The following is a 14,830-nucleotide window of genomic DNA, read 5'->3' as shown; positions in this document are numbered from 1 at the left end:
CGACGCCATCCGCGAAACAGCCATGCTCGCGTCGAGCGTGGCTGGAGGATGGGCGACCCGATCAAGTATCGTCTGATAGACAGGCCTGGCGCCTGGCGATTGTCGGATGGCGTCACAGGGGGCGTTATGTGGGGGTATTACGTCACGTTGGCGTTGCGGAGCAGCGCGCGAAGCAAGGCTTTGACGGCGCTGGTGATCGTGCTGCTGGCGTTCGGCGTATCGGCCTGCATGGTGAGCTATGCCGTGTTCCGGGCGACCACGAGCGACCCGCTTCCCGGCAAGTCTTCCCAGCTTTACGTGCCACTCGTCGACAATGTCGGCCCGTCCTACAACAACCAGGGCGAACCAATCGAGACGCTGAGCTACATCGATGCGGTGGCGCTGTGGCAAGCACACCAGGCGAACCGCCAGACGTTGATCTATTCCACGACATGGCAAGTGGAATCGGGAAATTCATTGGTTCCAGCCATGTCGCTGGGTGGCGATGCGGTGACCACCGATTTCTTCCCGATGTTCGATGTGCCTTTCCGCTATGGCGGCGGGTGGACGGCGGATGACGATGCACGACACGCCACGGTGGCGGTCATCAGTCGGCACTTGAACGAAGTGCTATTCGGCGGGCAAAACAGTGTCGGGCATGAGATCCGGCTGGACAACCAACTCTTCCGGATCGACGGCGTGCTGGAGGACTGGAACCCAAGACCGCGCTATTTCGATGCCGGCAGTCACGGAACCGTGTATGCGTTCAATGACGCGGGGGATATCTACATCCCGTTCGCCCGCGCGACCGATATGAAGAAGGACAGCACCTTCGCTTATTGCCCGACAGCATCACGGCAATCGGATACATCCCACTGGGATGCCTACCTGCACAGCGAATGCGACCGGATCGATGCCTGGGTGGAGCTCGACACGCCCGCCGACGCGGATCGCTTCCGCGAATATCTGCGCAACTACGCAGCAGAGCAGCAACGGCTCGGACGCTTTTCGTGGGCGCCCAACATACGTTTGCGCAACCTGACGGACTGGCTGGCGTTTCTGGATGTCACTCCGGCAGCGTCCACCTTGTCCATGCTGGTATCTGCCAGCTTCCTGCTGATTGTCCTGGTCAATGTCGTCGGGCTCATGCTGGCCCGCTTCATGCGACGGGCACCGGAAATCGGCGTTCGCCGCGCCCTGGGGGCTTCGCGAGCAGCCATCTACCGGCAGTTTCTGATCGAGGCGGCCACCATGGGTTTCGTCGGTGGCCTGCTCGGCGTAGCACTGACATTGCTGGGCGTATGGGGCGCCGGGGGACTCTTCGAGCCGAATATTGCACGCCTGGTGCAGGCCGATTCTTCGCTGGTCACGCTGACCGTGCTGCTCGCCATGGCTGCCACGGTGGTTTCCGCCCTGTACCCAACCTGGCGCGCGGCACAAACCCAGCCTGCCTGGCAAATCAAGATCGGTTGAGGTTGCCACCATGGTACTGACCAGGACATTCATGCAGCTTCGCCCGATCATCACGGCGCTGCGCCGGCACAAGGTAGCCACCCTGCTCATCGTCTTGCAGGTGGCGCTGACGCTGGCGGTGGCATCCAACGCCCTGCTTATCGTGGCCACGCGCATCGTCCATCTGTCCCGCCCCACCAGCACGGACGAAGCCCATCTCTTCGTTATCCGCAACGGCTGGAAGCTGGGTCAGAATGCAGCCCAGATCAACGCGAACATTGCCGCCGACTTGGACACCCTGCGCCATGTCGCGGGCGTGCGCGACGCGTTTTCCAGCCAGGGGTTTCCATTGGCTGGATACAGCGCCAATATCATTGCAAGACTGAAGCTCGAACCGGACCAGAAAACGCACGCGCAACTGATAACATTCTACGCCGCCGACGAGCACGCGATCGATACGCTTGGCCTGACGCTGGTCTCCGGGCGCAATTTCCGTCCCGACGAAATCGCCGCCATCGGCCCCAGCGACAAGATGTCTCCTCCGGGCATCATCGTCACCCGCAGTCTCGCCGACAAACTGTTCCCCGACGGCTCGGCCCTGGGCAAGACGGTTTACCTGCCGGACGGGCCCACCGCCATCTTCGGCATCATCGCCAGCTTGCAGGGGCCTCTGAAAAACAGCGGAGCCGTGGACGGCTATACGGCGCTGGTTCCGGCGCGTTACCTCGATCCCGCAGGAATCGAGTATCTGGTGCGCACCGATTCCACCGCCATGAAGCCGGTGATCGCGGCAACACTGAAAGCGCTGCAAGAACGCAGCGACGCACGCATCATCGATCAAAAGCAAGACGTCGTTACCATGGCCCAAGTGCGCAAGCATGCCTATGCGAGCGACCACAGCGTGGCGATGCTGATGAGCATCGTCTGCGGCTTGCTGCTGCTCGCCACCGCGGGTGGCATCGTGGGATTGAGCAGTTTCTGGGTCGGCCAACGGCGGCGACAGATCGGCATCCGCCGCTCGCTGGGCGCGACGTCCGGTGACATCCTGCGCTACTTCCACGCCGAGAATTTCCTGATCGTCAGCGGAGGTGTCGCGCTCGGCGCCTTGCTGGCGTTCCTCGCGAATCTCGGCCTGATGCAGCTCTACGAATTGCCGCGCATCCCGCTCTACGCTCCCTTGCTGGGTGCGCTGGTGCTGTGGCTGCTCGGCCAGCTCGCCGTCTGGGGGCCGGCGCGCTCGGCCGCCAGGGTTCCGCCGGTGGTCGCGATCCGCACGGAGTAACTGGCCATCGACGTCCGGGCGACTTTTGTTTGCCAACCAAATGAAGCATCCTCCTTTACCGGGTCGGCGGGCCACGTATCCACCGATTATCAGGTGAGGTCACAGGGGGCGTCATGTGGAGGTATTACGTCGCGCTGGCGTTGCGAAGCAGCGCACGCAGCAAGGCTTTGACGGCACTGGTGATCGCGCTGCTGGCTTTCGGGGTATCGGCCTGCATGGTGTCCTATGCCGTGTTCCGCGCGACCACGAGCGACCCCTTGCCCGGCAAGTCTTCCCGGCTTTACGCGGTGCAGATCGACAACGTGGGGCCGTCCTACACGTGGCATGGCGAACCGCCCGACATGCTGAGCTACACCGATGCGGTCGCACTGTGGCAGGCGCACAAGGCCGACCGGCAGACGCTGCTCTATCCCGCGTCATGGCAGGTGGAATCGGACGACCCGACGATTCCTGCCATGCCGATGAGCGGCGACGCCGTGACCGCCGACTTTTTCCCGATGTTCGACGTGCCCTTCCGCTTCGGTGCCAGTTGGAGCGCGAACGAGGATGCGCAGCACGCCAACGTGGTGGTCATCAGTCGCCGCCTGAACGAAAAACTCTTTGGCGGACAGAACAGCGTCGGGCACGAGATTCGACTGGATGGAAAAGCCTTTCGTGTCGCAGGCGTGCTGGACGACTGGAACCCGAGGCCCCGCTTCTTCGACATCGGTGAGCTCAGCCGCGATCAGGCATTCGATAACGTGGGGGACATCTACATCCCATTCACCCGCGCCACCGACATGCAGAAGAACAGCCGGTACGCCAACTGTCCAACAGCAACAGGAGAAACCGACACCTCCAACTGGGGTGCCTATCTGCACGGCGAATGTGGCCGCATCGGCGCATGGGTGGGACTGGCGACACCCGCCGACGCGGAACGCTACCGCGAATACCTGCGCAACTATGCCAAGGAGCAGCAGCGTCTCGGTCGCTTCGCCTGGCCGCCCAACGTGCGACTGAACAGCCTGATGGACTGGCTGGCGTATCTCAACATAGCCCCCAAAGCATCCAGCTTTTCCATGTTGATCTCCGGCAGTTTTCTGCTGATTGTCATGGTCAACGTGGTCGGACTCATGCTGGCCCGATTCATGCGACGCGCACCGGAAATCGGCATACGCCGTGCCTTGGGCGCATCGCGTGCGGACATCTACCAGCAGTTCCTGATCGAAGGGGCAGCCATCGGTTTTACCGGTGGGCTGCTCGGCTTGGCGCTGACACTGCTGGGCCTGTGGGGCATCGGCCGGTTGTTCGAGCCGAAGATCGCACGGCTCGTGCACGTGGATGCACCACTGGTGCTTCTGACCTTGCTGCTTGCAGTGATCGCCACCGTGGTTTCCGCCCTCTATCCGACGTGGCGCGCGGCGCAAACCCGGCCCGCATGGCAGATCAAGATCAACCACTGAGCTCCCTTCATGACACTCGCCCGAGCCTTCATGCAGTTGCCGCCCATCGTCACGGCGCTGCGTCGCCACAAGGCAGCCACCCTGCTCATCGTCCTGCAAGTGGCGCTGACGCTGGCAGTGACCTCCAACGCGCTGTTCATGGTCGCCACGCGCATCATCCATCTGTCCCGCCCCACCGGAACGGATGAATCCCATATCTTCGTCATCCGCAACGGCTGGATGATCGGTCAGAACCCCACCCAGATCGACGCGAACATTCGCACCGACCTTGATGCCCTGCGCCATGTGGCGGGCGTGCGCGATGCGTTTGCGAGCAACGACTCGCCGCTGGCCTATGAGGAGAGCGTTGCCCCGATTTCGACACGGATAAAACTCAAACCCGACCAGACCACCATGTCTCGGTTCGCCATGCTCTCCGTGGCTGACGAACACGCGATCGACACGCTTGGCGCATCGCTGATCGCTGGCCGCAATTTCCGCCCCGAAGAAATCGCTACCGTTGACTCCAACCTCAAACTGCCCTCGCCCGGCATCATCATCACGCGCAGCCTTGCCGACAAACTGTTTCCCGATGGCTCGGCTCTCGGCAAAACGGTGTACCTGCCAAATGGGCCAACCGTCATCATCGGCATCCTCGCCAACCTGCAAGGGCCGATCAGCTGGTCGCAATCCGCCGATGGTGACAACGTGCTTGCTCCGGGACGCTATATCGATCCTGATGGCGTTGACTATCTGGTGCGCACCGACGCCACCGACATGAAACCGGCGATCGCGGCGGCGCTGAAAGCATTGCAGGAACGCAGCGGTATCCGCGTCATCGATCCGACGGACGGCGCGGCAACCTTGCTGCAAGCGCGCGAACAGACTTATGCAACCGATCGCAGCGTGGCGGTGTTGCTGAGCATCGTCTGCGGCATGTTGCTGCTGGCGACCGCCGGCGGCATCGTGGGATTGAGCAGTTTCTGGGTAGGCCAGCGGCGGCGGCAGATCGGCATCCGCCGTTCACTCGGCGCGACGAAGGGCGACATCCTGTATTACTTCCATACCGAGAATCTGCTGATCGTCGGCGGCGGCATCGTGCTGGGCATCCCGCTCGCGGTCCTGGCGAACCTCGGCCTGATGAAGGCCTTCTACCCGCTGCAGCACATGCCGCTTTACGTGCCGCTGCTGGGCACGCTGCTGTTGTGGCTGCTCGGCCAAGTGGCCGTGTGGGGTCCAGCCCACCATGCCGCCAAGGTGCCTCCCGTGGTCGCGATCCGCACGGAGTGAATGGCGCGGCACTCGCCGCCGCCATGAAAAAGCCGGGCAGGAAACCCGCCCGGCTTTCGTCGCCGCAGGACGCCGTCAGGCCTTGCGATACACCTCGGCTCCCTGCGCGCGGAACTCGGCAGCCTTCTCGGCCATGCCTTCGACCAGCGCCTCGGTTTCGCCGGTGCCGTGCTCGGCGGCGTAGTCGCGCACGTCCTGGGTGATCTTCATCGAGCAAAACTTGGGGCCGCACATCGAGCAGAAGTGCGCGCTCTTGTGCGCATCCTTGGGCAGGGTCTCGTCGTGGAATTCCTTGGCCTTCTCCGGATCGAGGCCGAGGTTGAACTGGTCTTCCCAGCGGAACTCGAAACGCGCCTTCGACAATGCGTTGTCGCGCACCTGCGCACCGGGATGCCCCTTCGCGAGGTCCGCCGCGTGCGCGGCGATCTTGTAGGCGATGATGCCGTCGCGCACATCCTGTTTGTTCGGCAGGCCCAGATGCTCCTTCGGCGTGACGTAGCAGAGCATGGCGGTGCCAAACCAGCCGATCATCGCCGCGCCGATCGCGCTGGTGATGTGGTCATAGCCCGGCGCGATGTCGGTGGTGAGCGGCCCCAGCGTGTAGAACGGCGCTTCGCCGCACTTCTCCAGCTGGCGGTCCATGTTCTCCTTGATCAGCTGCATCGGCACGTGGCCGGGGCCTTCGATCATGGTCTGCACGTCGTGCTTCCAGGCGATCTGCGTGAGCTCGCCCAGCGTGTCCAGCTCGCCGAATTGCGCGGCGTCGTTCGCATCGGCCACGCAGCCGGGACGCAGGCCGTCGCCTAGGCTGAAGGACACGTCGTACGCCTTCATGATCTCGCAGATGTCCTCGAAGTGCGTGTAGAGGAAGTTTTCCCTGTGGTGCGCCAGGCACCACTTCGCCATGATCGAGCCGCCGCGCGAGACGATGCCGGTGACGCGCCTGGCGGTGAGCGGCACGAAGCGCAGCAGCACGCCGGCGTGGATGGTGAAGTAATCCACGCCCTGCTCGGCCTGCTCGATGAGCGTGTCGCGGAACAGCTCCCAGGTCAGCTCCTCGGCCACGCCGCCGACCTTCTCCAGCGCCTGGTAGATCGGCACCGTGCCGATTGGTACCGGCGAATTGCGCAGGATCCATTCGCGCGTCTCGTGGATGTGTTTGCCGGTGGAGAGGTCCATCACCGTGTCACCGCCCCAGCGGATCGACCACACCATCTTCTCGACTTCTTCCGCGATCGACGACGTGACCGCGGAATTGCCGATGTTCGCGTTGATCTTGGTGAGGAAGTTGCGGCCGATGATCATCGGCTCGCTTTCCGGGTGGTTGATGTTGGCGGGGATGATGGCGCGGCCGCGCGCCACTTCGTCGCGCACGAATTCCGGCGTGATGATGCGCGGGATCGCCGCGCCGAACGACTGCCCCGGGTGCTGCACGCGCAGCGCGCTGTCGCCCAGCGCTTCGATGCGCTGGTTCTCGCGGATCGCGATGTACTCCATTTCCGGCGTCACGATGCCTTTGCGCGCGTAGTGCATCTGCGTGACGTTGGCGCCGACCTTCGCGCGGCGCGGCACGGGCAGCTGCGGGAAGCGGATCGCGGCCAGTTCCGGCGCATTCGCGTGGCGGCGGCCGAACTCGGAGCTGCGGTCGCCCAGCGCCTCGGTGTCGCCGCGTTCGGCGATCCACGCCGCGCGCAGCGCGGGCAGGCCGGCGGCCAGGTCCACCGCGTAGTCCGGGTCGGTGTACGGGCCGGAGGTGTCGTAGACGGTGATCGCGGGATTCTTCTCCACGCCGAACATCGCCGGCGTGTCGGCCTGTGCGATCTCGCGCAGCGGCACGCGCAGGTCGGCGCGGCTGCCCGTTGCATGGATCTTGCGCGATCCGGGAATCGGCCGCGTCACGGCAGCGGAGAGTTCCTGCGCGGCGCGCGCGAGGTCGGACGGCAAGGCATTCATGGGTGGCTCCGGGCTAGGCTTTTTTGAATAGTCCGCACACGGATGTGCGGTCCTTCGCGAGGGATTCGCAAATGTCCGCATAAATGATGTGCGGGCTCTTGCGAATGGATTCGCATGGAGTAGTAACCAAAGCGACGGCGCCAAGCGCACGACAGGACAGGCACCGCGTCGTGCGACGAAGCTCCCTCCACCGGTGCTAACCGGATCAGGTTCGAAGGGACTCTCTCAGCCGACCGTTGCGCCGGCACCCCCGCTTCTGGAGCGGCTATTCAAGCACGAAGCGGGTACGGGCCGCGAGTGCGGTCAACGCGGCAGGTAGGCGCGCAGGAAGGTAGCCACGCCGGCGCGGGCAGAGGCTTCGATCTCCGCGGCATAGCTCTCGCTGCAATCCACGCAGCCGAACATGCGGCGCATGAACAGGTCGCCCTTGATGAGCGCGAAGAACTGCACGCAGGCGCGCGGCACGTCGTCGATGGCGAGCTGGCCGGCATCGACCGCGTGCTGCAGCAGGCGTTCCATCAGCCCATGCGTGCGCAACGTGCCTTCTTCCCACAGCATGCGGCCGAAACGCGGGTTGCCCTGGCGGCAATCGCCGAGGATGGCGCGAAAAGTACCCACCGTCTCGGCGTCGCAGTCGAGCCGCGCATGGATCAGCGCCACGCGCAGCAGGGTCTGCTCGATCGGGGCCTGCGCGTCGTAGTCGTAGGTGTTTTCCGGCAGCAGGTCCTCGACGCGCGCGCGGATCACCTCGCGGAACAGGTTGTCCTTGTCGCCGAAATGGCTGTAGACGGTGAGCTTGGAGACGCCGGCCTCGGCCGCGATGGCATCCATGCTGGTGCCCGCGAAGGCGTTGCGGATGAACAGCGCCTTGGCCGCGGCGAGGATCGCCGCGCGCTTCTCCAGATCTTTCGGGCGCCCGGGCCCCTGTGACCTGACCGGCGAAATGCTGCTCATGTCGAACGCCTTCCCAAAGCCATGCAAGGACTTTATTATACGCCCTGGTTCACTTATTTCCAGCCATTTGGCAACCGAAGTGTCCGCGGACACTGCCCGGGGCATGACTTGCGTCAGCACATCGCGGTGACTTCCGGCACTTCGTGATGCGGCGTGCGGGCCGCAGTCTAGCCGTTGTCGAGGCGAGGCCAAGCCCTTATCCTTTCAGGTCTTTTTTCGACTCACACGGAACCCGGCAGACATGGCGATGAACTTCGAGCAGGCACGGACGAACATGGTGGAAAACCAGGTGCGCCCCTGGGAAGTGCTGAACGGCCGCGTGCTCGACACGCTGGTCCGCGTGCGGCGCGAGGATTTCGTCGCCACCGAGCACCGCCAGCTGGCCTTCGCCGACCTGTGCCTGCCGCTGGGCCACGGCGAAATCATGATGAAGCCGGTGCTGGAAGGCCGCGTCCTGCAGGCGCTGGACCTGCAGCCGGCCGAACGCGTGCTGGAAATCGGCACCGGTTCGGGCTTCCTCACCGCCTGCCTCGCCAACCTCGCCGCCGAGGTGGTCAGCGTGGACATCCATGCCGACTTCACCGCCACCGCGGGCCAGCGCCTGCAGGCCGCCGGCGTGACCAACGCAAAGCTGCACACCGGCGAAGCCGTGAACGGTTGGCAGCCGGAAGGCCAGTTCGACGTGGTGGTCGCCACCGGCGCCGTGACCGAAGTGCCGTCGCGCTGGATGGGCTGGCTGAAGCCCGGCGGCCGCCTGCTGGCGATCCGCGGCGAGTCGCCCGTGCAACAGCTCGTGCTGATCACCCGCGACGGCGAAGAAAGCCTGCTCGAAACCGACCTGCCCTACCTCGTCAACGCCGCGCCTGCGCCGCGTTTCGTGCTCTGAAAGCCCCACACCCCCGCTGATCCCCACGAGGCAATCCATGCGTTTGAAGCTGCTCACCCTGGCTCTGGCCCTGGCCGCCGTCTCGCTGCCCAGCCATGGCGAAGACCTGCTCGACGCCTACCGCCAGGCGCGCGCCAACGACCCGACGCTGGCCCAGGCCGACGCCACCCGCCTCGCCACCGGCGAGGGCGTGGACCAGGCGCGCGCCCTGCTGTTGCCGCAGATCAGCGGCTCGCTCTCGCTGAACCAGACCACCGGCGGCGGCGGCGGCGAAGTGCAGGATCCGAGCAACCCGAACCAGTTCATCAGCACCAGCGCGTTCGGCCACAGCCGCACGCGCAGCCTCGGCCTCGACCTCAGCCAGACCGTGTTCGATTTCAGCAAGTACGCCAACCTGAAGGCGGCGCACGCCTCGGCGAGCGCCCAGGACGAAACCTACGAAGCCGCGCTGCAGAACCTCTACGTGCGCGTCGCCTCGGCCTATTTCACCGTGCTTACCGACGAAGACCAGCTCACCTTCGCCAAGGCCAACGAGGACGCGTACAAGCAGCAGTACGACCAGGCGGTCGCGCGCTTCAAGGCCGGCCTGTCGGCGATCACCGACGAATACCAGGCCAAGAGCTACTACGAAGGCGCCAAGGCGACCACCATCGCCGCGCAGAACACGCTGGACAACGACCGCGAGGCGCTCAGCCAGATCACCGGCCAGCCCACCGGCAACCTGAAGAAGCTGCGCGACGACCTGCCGATGAACTCGCCCGAGCCGGCCGATCCCGACGCCTGGGTGAAGCAGGCGCTGATCAACAACCCCAGCCTGCTGGCGCAGCAGCAGAACGTGCGGGCCGCCGACGCGAACGTCACTTCGGCACGCGCGGGCCACCTGCCCACGATCACCGCCAGCGTGAGCTACGGCAAGAGCGCGAGCTGGTACGAGGACGCGGCGATCCACTCCAACACCCCGTCGCAGACCACGATCGGCCTCACCCTCAACGTGCCGATCTTCTCAGGCGGACTCACCCAGTCGCAGGTGCGCCAGTCCATCTACAACCGCGACGCCGCGCAGGACTCGATGGAGATCGAGCGCCGCTCGGTGAAGGCGAACACGCTGAACTACTACCGCTCGGTGCTGGCCGGCGTCAGCCAGGTGCAGTCGGGCAAGGCGGCGGTCGATTCCGCGCAGAAGGCGCTGGACGCCACCCGCGCCGGCTTCAACGTGGGCACGCAGACCATGGTCAACGTGCTGCTGGCGATCCAGACCCTGACCCAGGCGGAAAGCACCTACTCGCAGTCGCGCCACCAGTTGGTGCTGGACCGCCTGCTGCTGAAGCAGAGCGCCGGCACCGTCAGCCTCGACGACCTGCAGAACACCAATTCGCTCTTGCAGTGATCCGCATGCAGCAATCCATGAAAAGGCCGGCATTGCCGGCCTTTTCATTGGGTATCATTTCCGTAGTTTCGCGGCTATCAGCTCCATCAACCGACCCACGGCGCCACGTTCGCGCTCGAACACCTGCCTGGCCGCCTGCCCCATGGCGTGGCGGCGCCCGTCGTCGCGCAACAGGCGCAGCACCGCGTCGCCCAACGATTCGCGATCCGGCACGCGCAGCGCGCCGCCGTCCTCGATCAGGCTTGCGGTGATTTCCTCGAAATTGAAGGTCTGCGGTCCGACCAGCACCGGCGTGCCCAGCGATGCCGGCTCCAGCACGTTGTGGCCGCCGATCGGCACCAGGCTGCCGCCCACGAAGGCCAGGCTGGCCGCGGCATAGAACGGCATCAGCTGGCCCATCGCATCGATCACGAATACCTGATGCGACGGCGCAGGCATGCCGTCGCCGCCGTAGCTGCCGGCAGCGAACCCCAGGCTGCGCACGGCGTTCTCCACCGGGCGGAAGCGTTCGGGATGGCGCGGCGCGATCAGCAGCAACGCATCGGGCAGGTGCCTGAGTACAGCGAGGTGCGCTTCCAGCACGGCCTGCTCCTCGCCCTCGTGCGTACTGGCGGCGATCCAGACCGGCCGGCCGGCGCCCCAGTGCTCGCGCAGGCGTGCGCCAGCCGCCGCCGCATCCTGCGGCACCGGCATGTCGTATTTCAGGTTGCCGCAAACCATGACGCGCTCGGCCGGCGCGCCGATCAGGCGGTAGCGCGCCGCGTCGCTGCGCGACTGCGCGGCGACCAGGTCCACGCAGCCCAGCGCAGCGCGCACCATCCCGCGCAGCGGCCGCGGCCGGTAGCCGCGCAGCGAGCGCTCGGACAGCCGCGCGTTGACGATCATCAGCGGGATGCCGCGGCGCCGGCAGGCGAAGTACAGGTTTGGCCAGATCTCGGTTTCCACGATCAGCGCCAGCCGCGGCCGCACGCCGGCAAGGAAGCGGTTCACCGCGTACGGCAGGTCGTAGGGCAGGTAGACGTGGAACACGCTGTCGCCGAACAGCTGCCGCACGCGCGCCGTGCCGGTGGGCGTCACCGTGGTCACCACCAGCGGTGCATCGGGATGGTCGCGCTTCAATGCCTTGACCAGCGGCTCGGCCGCGTTCACCTCGCCTACCGACACCGCATGCACCCACAGGCTGTCGCGCAGGTTCAGCGGCGCCTTGAAGAAACCGAAGCGCTCGGCCCAGCGCCAGTAGTACGGCCGCGAGCGGAAGCCGCGCAGCGCCAGCCGGAAAACGATCAGCGGCGTCACCAGGTACATCGCGAGGGTGTAGAGAAAGCGCAAGGCAGGCTCCGGGGATGGTGGCCGAGTATACGGGGCACGAGGAGCGGTCCATTACAATTCGCGGATGCCAGGCACCCCGCGTCCCGACTTCCACCGCTCGTTGCTGTCGCCCCGCCACTGGCCGGCGTGGCTGGGTATCGGCGTCATCAAGCTGGTGGCCTTGCTGCCCTGGCGCGCGCGGATGGCGCTCGGGCGCGGACTGGGCAAGCTGATCGGGATCGTGCCCAATGCGCGCCGCCCCGTGGCCACGACCAACATCGCGCTGTGCTTCCCCGGACTCGATGCCAAGGCGCAAGCCGCGCTGGTCGACGCCCACCTGCGCGACCTCGGCCTGATGCTGATGGAATTCGCGTTGGGCTGGCTGGGCACCGATCGCGCCATCGGGCGCGTCCCGCTGACGATCGAGGGCATCGAGCACCTCGAAGCCGCCCGCGCGCAGGGCCGCGGCGTGCTGCTGGTGGGCGGCCACTTCTCGCATCTCGAACTGTGCGCCCGGCTGGTGTCGCAACGCATCCGCATCGCCGGCATGTACCGCAGGATGGATTCGGCGGTGTTCGAGTGGGTGGTGCTGCGCGCGCGCCTCGGCTATGCCGATGCGATGTTCGACAAGGACGACATCCGCGGCACGGTGAAATACCTGCGCAACGGCGGCACGTTGTGGTACGCGCCCGACCAGGACATGCGCAGCAAGGACAACGTGTTCGTGCCGTTCTTCGGCGTGCCTGCGGCCACCATCACCGCCACGCACCACCTGGCGCGGCTGTCCGGCGCCGTGGTGATCCCGTTCTTCCATCGCCGCCTGCCCGGCGGCCAGGGCTACGCGCTGCGCCTGGCCGCGCCGCTGGACGACTTCCCCGGCGCCAGCGCGGAAGACGACACCGCGCGCGTCAACGCCTGCATCGAGCAGATGGTGCGCGAGGCGCCCGAGCAATACCTGTGGGTGCACAAGCGCTTCAAGACCCGCCCGCCCGGCATGCCGCCCGTGTACTGACTCGCTGAACGCCGGTTCAACGAGGTCGAAACCGGCGTGATGGCCGCGCATGGCTGAAAGCTGGCGCAAAGGCGGCGTTCGCACCATCCGCGCCATGCCCGTCCCCATCCTGATGTACCACGACATCGCGCCGGTTCCGCGCGAGCTGAAGCGCTGGCGCAGCCTCTATGTGCATCCGCGCTCGTTCGCTCGGCAGATGGCGCTGCTGAAGCGTCTCGGTTACGCCGGCCTGTCGATGACCGCGGCGATGCCCTACCTGCGTGGCGAGCGGCGCGGCCGCGTCGCGGTGATCACGCTGGACGACGGCTATGCCGACAACCTCGCGAACGCATTGCCGGTGCTGCAACAGCACGGTTTCAGCGCCACCTGCTACACGGTGAGCGGCGCCCTGGGCCGCTACAACGACTGGGACGACGCCAAGCTCGGCGTGCGCAAGCCGATCATGGACGCGACGCAGCTGCGCGCCTGGCACGCCGGCGGCATGGAAGTGGGGGCGCACACCCGCACGCATCCGCGCCTCCGCCAGTGCGGCGACCCGCAACTGCGCGACGAGGTCACCGGCACCAAGGCCGATCTGGAGGATGTGATCGGCGCCGCTGTGACGCAGTTCTGCTACCCCTACGGCGACCACGACGAGCGCGTGGTCGCGGCCACCCGCGAAGCCGGCTACGTGGCCGCGACCACGGTCCGGCGCGGCCGCGCGCAAGCGGGCGGCGACCTGTGGCGGTTGCCGCGCGTGGCTGTGGCGCGCAGCCACATCCTGCCGCAATTCGCCTGGCGCGCACTCACCGGCTACGAGGATAGGCACGGATGAAGTTCCTGTTTGCAGCCACCAGCCATGAGTATGGCGGCGCCGAAGTCCATTTCATCACCCTGACCCAGGCGCTGGCCGCGGCCGGCCACACGGTCGAGGCCGTGGTGCGTCCGGATACCCCGATCGCGCGGGCGCTGGCCGGATCAGCGGTGCGCCTGCACCCAGGCCGCTTCCGCAACGTGCTCGACCTGCGCGGTTACCGCGCGACGATCGCCGCCGCACGCCGGTTGCGGCCGGACTGGCTGATCGCCGATTTCGGCAAGGAATACTGGCCGCTGATCCTGGTCGGCCGCCTGCTCGGCATCCCGGTGGCGTTGTTCCGCCATCGCTTCAAGCCGATGAACCCGGTCTCCGGGCGGCTGGTGGCGCGTTGCGCCCAGCGTTTTTTCGCGGTCTCGGAATCCGCCTACCGCGACTATGTCGAACACGGCATGCCTGCCGACCGCGTGCAGGTCCTGTTCAACCCGGTGGACCTGGCGCTGTGCCGGCCGGATCCGGCGCAACGCCCCGCGCTGCTGCAGCAGCTGGGGATGGACGAAAGCGCGATCGTGCTGGGCTGTTTCGGCCGCATGCACGGGGGCAAGGGCATCTTCACCCTGCTCGAGGCCGCCAACGCGGCGATGGCGCAGGAACCGAGGCTGCACTGCCTGTGGCTGGGCGACGGCGCCGAGGCGCAGATCCTGCGCGAACGCATTGCGGCCTCGCCGTTCGCCGCGCGCCATCGCCAGCTCGGCTGGATCGCCGACGTGCACCCGTACTACAGCGTGCTGTCGATGCTGGCCTTCCCCTCGACCATACCGGAAGTCTTCGGCCGCAGCTCGGTGGAAGCGCAGGCTTGCAGCGTGCCGGTGCTGACCAGCGACATCGGCGGCATTCCCGAAACCCTGCACCCCGGCGTCACCGGCCTCGCGCTGCCGGCCGGCGACGTGCCAGCCTGGCGCGACGCGATCCTCGCCCTGTGCGATGACGCGATCCGCCTGCCGATGGCCGCCGCCGCCCGCGGCTTCGTGGAACAGCGCTTCGGCGCAACGATGGTCGCCGCGGAATTCGTGCGCCTGCTCGGCGAGGCCCGGCGCTGAGCCGCCAGGCGCG

At 66.2% G+C, this 14,830-nt stretch carries 12 protein-coding genes and 1 riboswitch; of the genes, 9 read left to right on the top strand and 3 right to left on the bottom strand.

Annotation, left to right across the window (positions count from 1 at the left end):
- Positions 1 to 48: 48 nt before the first annotated feature.
- From IHE47_RS05135 to IHE47_RS05120, 4 genes are all read left to right on the top strand, one after another.
- Positions 49 to 1,452, top strand: coding sequence for an ABC transporter permease (locus IHE47_RS05135; protein WP_343227438.1), 1,404 nt, complete (start codon positions 49 to 51; stop codon positions 1,450 to 1,452).
- 31 nt (positions 1,453 to 1,483) lie between these two features.
- On the top strand, positions 1,484 to 2,713 hold the full coding sequence (locus IHE47_RS05130) for an FtsX-like permease family protein (protein ID WP_225561640.1): 1,230 nt from the start codon (positions 1,484 to 1,486) through the stop codon (positions 2,711 to 2,713).
- Positions 2,714 to 2,826: 113 nt separating this feature from the next.
- Positions 2,827 to 4,155, top strand: a complete 1,329-nt coding sequence (locus IHE47_RS05125; protein ID WP_192104800.1) for an ABC transporter permease — start codon at positions 2,827 to 2,829, stop codon at positions 4,153 to 4,155.
- Between the two features lie 9 nt (positions 4,156 to 4,164).
- On the top strand, positions 4,165 to 5,424 hold the full coding sequence (locus IHE47_RS05120; protein WP_192104799.1) for an FtsX-like permease family protein: 1,260 nt from the start codon (positions 4,165 to 4,167) through the stop codon (positions 5,422 to 5,424).
- Positions 5,425 to 5,499: 75 nt separating this feature from the next.
- Here IHE47_RS05120 and thiC read toward each other — a convergent pair whose 3' ends face one another.
- Positions 5,500 to 7,377, bottom strand: a complete 1,878-nt coding sequence (thiC, locus tag IHE47_RS05115; protein WP_192104798.1) for a phosphomethylpyrimidine synthase ThiC — start codon at positions 7,375 to 7,377, stop codon at positions 5,500 to 5,502.
- Between the two features lie 165 nt (positions 7,378 to 7,542).
- Positions 7,543 to 7,639, bottom strand: a riboswitch (TPP riboswitch).
- A 41-nt stretch (positions 7,640 to 7,680) separates the two neighbouring features.
- Positions 7,681 to 8,331, bottom strand: a complete 651-nt coding sequence (locus tag IHE47_RS05110) for a TetR/AcrR family transcriptional regulator (RefSeq protein ID WP_192104797.1) — start codon at positions 8,329 to 8,331, stop codon at positions 7,681 to 7,683.
- A 241-nt stretch (positions 8,332 to 8,572) separates the two neighbouring features.
- On the opposite strand from IHE47_RS05110, the gene IHE47_RS05105 reads away from it, so the two are divergent.
- Together IHE47_RS05105 and IHE47_RS05100 are read left to right on the top strand one after the other, a co-directional pair.
- Positions 8,573 to 9,217, top strand: coding sequence for a protein-L-isoaspartate O-methyltransferase (locus IHE47_RS05105; RefSeq protein WP_192104796.1), 645 nt, complete (start codon positions 8,573 to 8,575; stop codon positions 9,215 to 9,217).
- Between the two features lie 37 nt (positions 9,218 to 9,254).
- Positions 9,255 to 10,604, top strand: a complete 1,350-nt coding sequence (locus IHE47_RS05100; RefSeq protein WP_192104795.1) for a TolC family outer membrane protein — start codon at positions 9,255 to 9,257, stop codon at positions 10,602 to 10,604.
- Positions 10,605 to 10,658: 54 nt separating this feature from the next.
- Here IHE47_RS05100 and waaA read toward each other — a convergent pair whose 3' ends face one another.
- Positions 10,659 to 11,933, bottom strand: coding sequence for a lipid IV(A) 3-deoxy-D-manno-octulosonic acid transferase (waaA, locus tag IHE47_RS05095; protein ID WP_192104794.1), 1,275 nt, complete (start codon positions 11,931 to 11,933; stop codon positions 10,659 to 10,661).
- Positions 11,934 to 11,997: 64 nt separating this feature from the next.
- Here waaA and lpxL point away from each other — a divergent pair, with 64 nt between their 5' ends.
- From lpxL to IHE47_RS05080, 3 genes are all read left to right on the top strand, one after another.
- On the top strand, positions 11,998 to 12,924 hold the full coding sequence (gene lpxL / locus IHE47_RS05090; RefSeq protein WP_192104793.1) for an LpxL/LpxP family Kdo(2)-lipid IV(A) lauroyl/palmitoleoyl acyltransferase: 927 nt from the start codon (positions 11,998 to 12,000) through the stop codon (positions 12,922 to 12,924).
- A gap of 94 nt (positions 12,925 to 13,018) precedes the next feature.
- Complete coding sequence (locus IHE47_RS05085; RefSeq protein ID WP_192104792.1) at positions 13,019 to 13,738, top strand: polysaccharide deacetylase family protein; 720 nt, start codon at positions 13,019 to 13,021, stop codon at positions 13,736 to 13,738.
- The gene (locus tag IHE47_RS05080; protein WP_192104791.1) at positions 13,735 to 14,817 is read left to right on the top strand and encodes a glycosyltransferase family 4 protein; all 1,083 of its coding nucleotides are present in this window, start codon (positions 13,735 to 13,737) and stop codon (positions 14,815 to 14,817) included. The genes IHE47_RS05085 and IHE47_RS05080 overlap by 4 nt, the downstream gene beginning before the upstream one ends.
- The last annotated feature ends 13 nt before the right edge of the window (positions 14,818 to 14,830 follow it).

Source organism: Rhodanobacter sp. DHB23 (assembly GCF_014842975.1).
In the GTDB taxonomy this organism is placed as follows: Bacteria; Pseudomonadota; Gammaproteobacteria; order Xanthomonadales; family Rhodanobacteraceae; genus Rhodanobacter_A.
This window is presented reverse-complemented; position numbering and strand designations above follow the sequence as displayed.

What these genes read in the sequence shown, in the direction of transcription:
- IHE47_RS05135 (WP_343227438.1), top strand. Translation starts at nt 49, where the DNA reads ATGGGCGACCCGATCAAGTATCGTCTGATAGACAGGCCTGGCGCCTGG.
- IHE47_RS05130 (WP_225561640.1), top strand. Translation starts at nt 1,484, where the DNA reads ATGCAGCTTCGCCCGATCATCACGGCGCTGCGCCGGCACAAGGTAGCC.
- IHE47_RS05125 (WP_192104800.1), top strand. Translation starts at nt 2,827, where the DNA reads ATGTGGAGGTATTACGTCGCGCTGGCGTTGCGAAGCAGCGCACGCAGC.
- IHE47_RS05120 (WP_192104799.1), top strand. Translation starts at nt 4,165, where the DNA reads ATGACACTCGCCCGAGCCTTCATGCAGTTGCCGCCCATCGTCACGGCG.
- thiC (WP_192104798.1), bottom strand. Translation starts at nt 7,377, where the DNA reads ATGAATGCCTTGCCGTCCGACCTCGCGCGCGCCGCGCAGGAACTCTCC.
- IHE47_RS05110 (WP_192104797.1), bottom strand. Translation starts at nt 8,331, where the DNA reads ATGAGCAGCATTTCGCCGGTCAGGTCACAGGGGCCCGGGCGCCCGAAA.
- IHE47_RS05105 (WP_192104796.1), top strand. Translation starts at nt 8,573, where the DNA reads ATGGCGATGAACTTCGAGCAGGCACGGACGAACATGGTGGAAAACCAG.
- IHE47_RS05100 (WP_192104795.1), top strand. Translation starts at nt 9,255, where the DNA reads ATGCGTTTGAAGCTGCTCACCCTGGCTCTGGCCCTGGCCGCCGTCTCG.
- lpxL (WP_192104793.1), top strand. Translation starts at nt 11,998, where the DNA reads ATGCCAGGCACCCCGCGTCCCGACTTCCACCGCTCGTTGCTGTCGCCC.
- IHE47_RS05085 (WP_192104792.1), top strand. Translation starts at nt 13,019, where the DNA reads ATGCCCGTCCCCATCCTGATGTACCACGACATCGCGCCGGTTCCGCGC.
- IHE47_RS05080 (WP_192104791.1), top strand. Translation starts at nt 13,735, where the DNA reads ATGAAGTTCCTGTTTGCAGCCACCAGCCATGAGTATGGCGGCGCCGAA.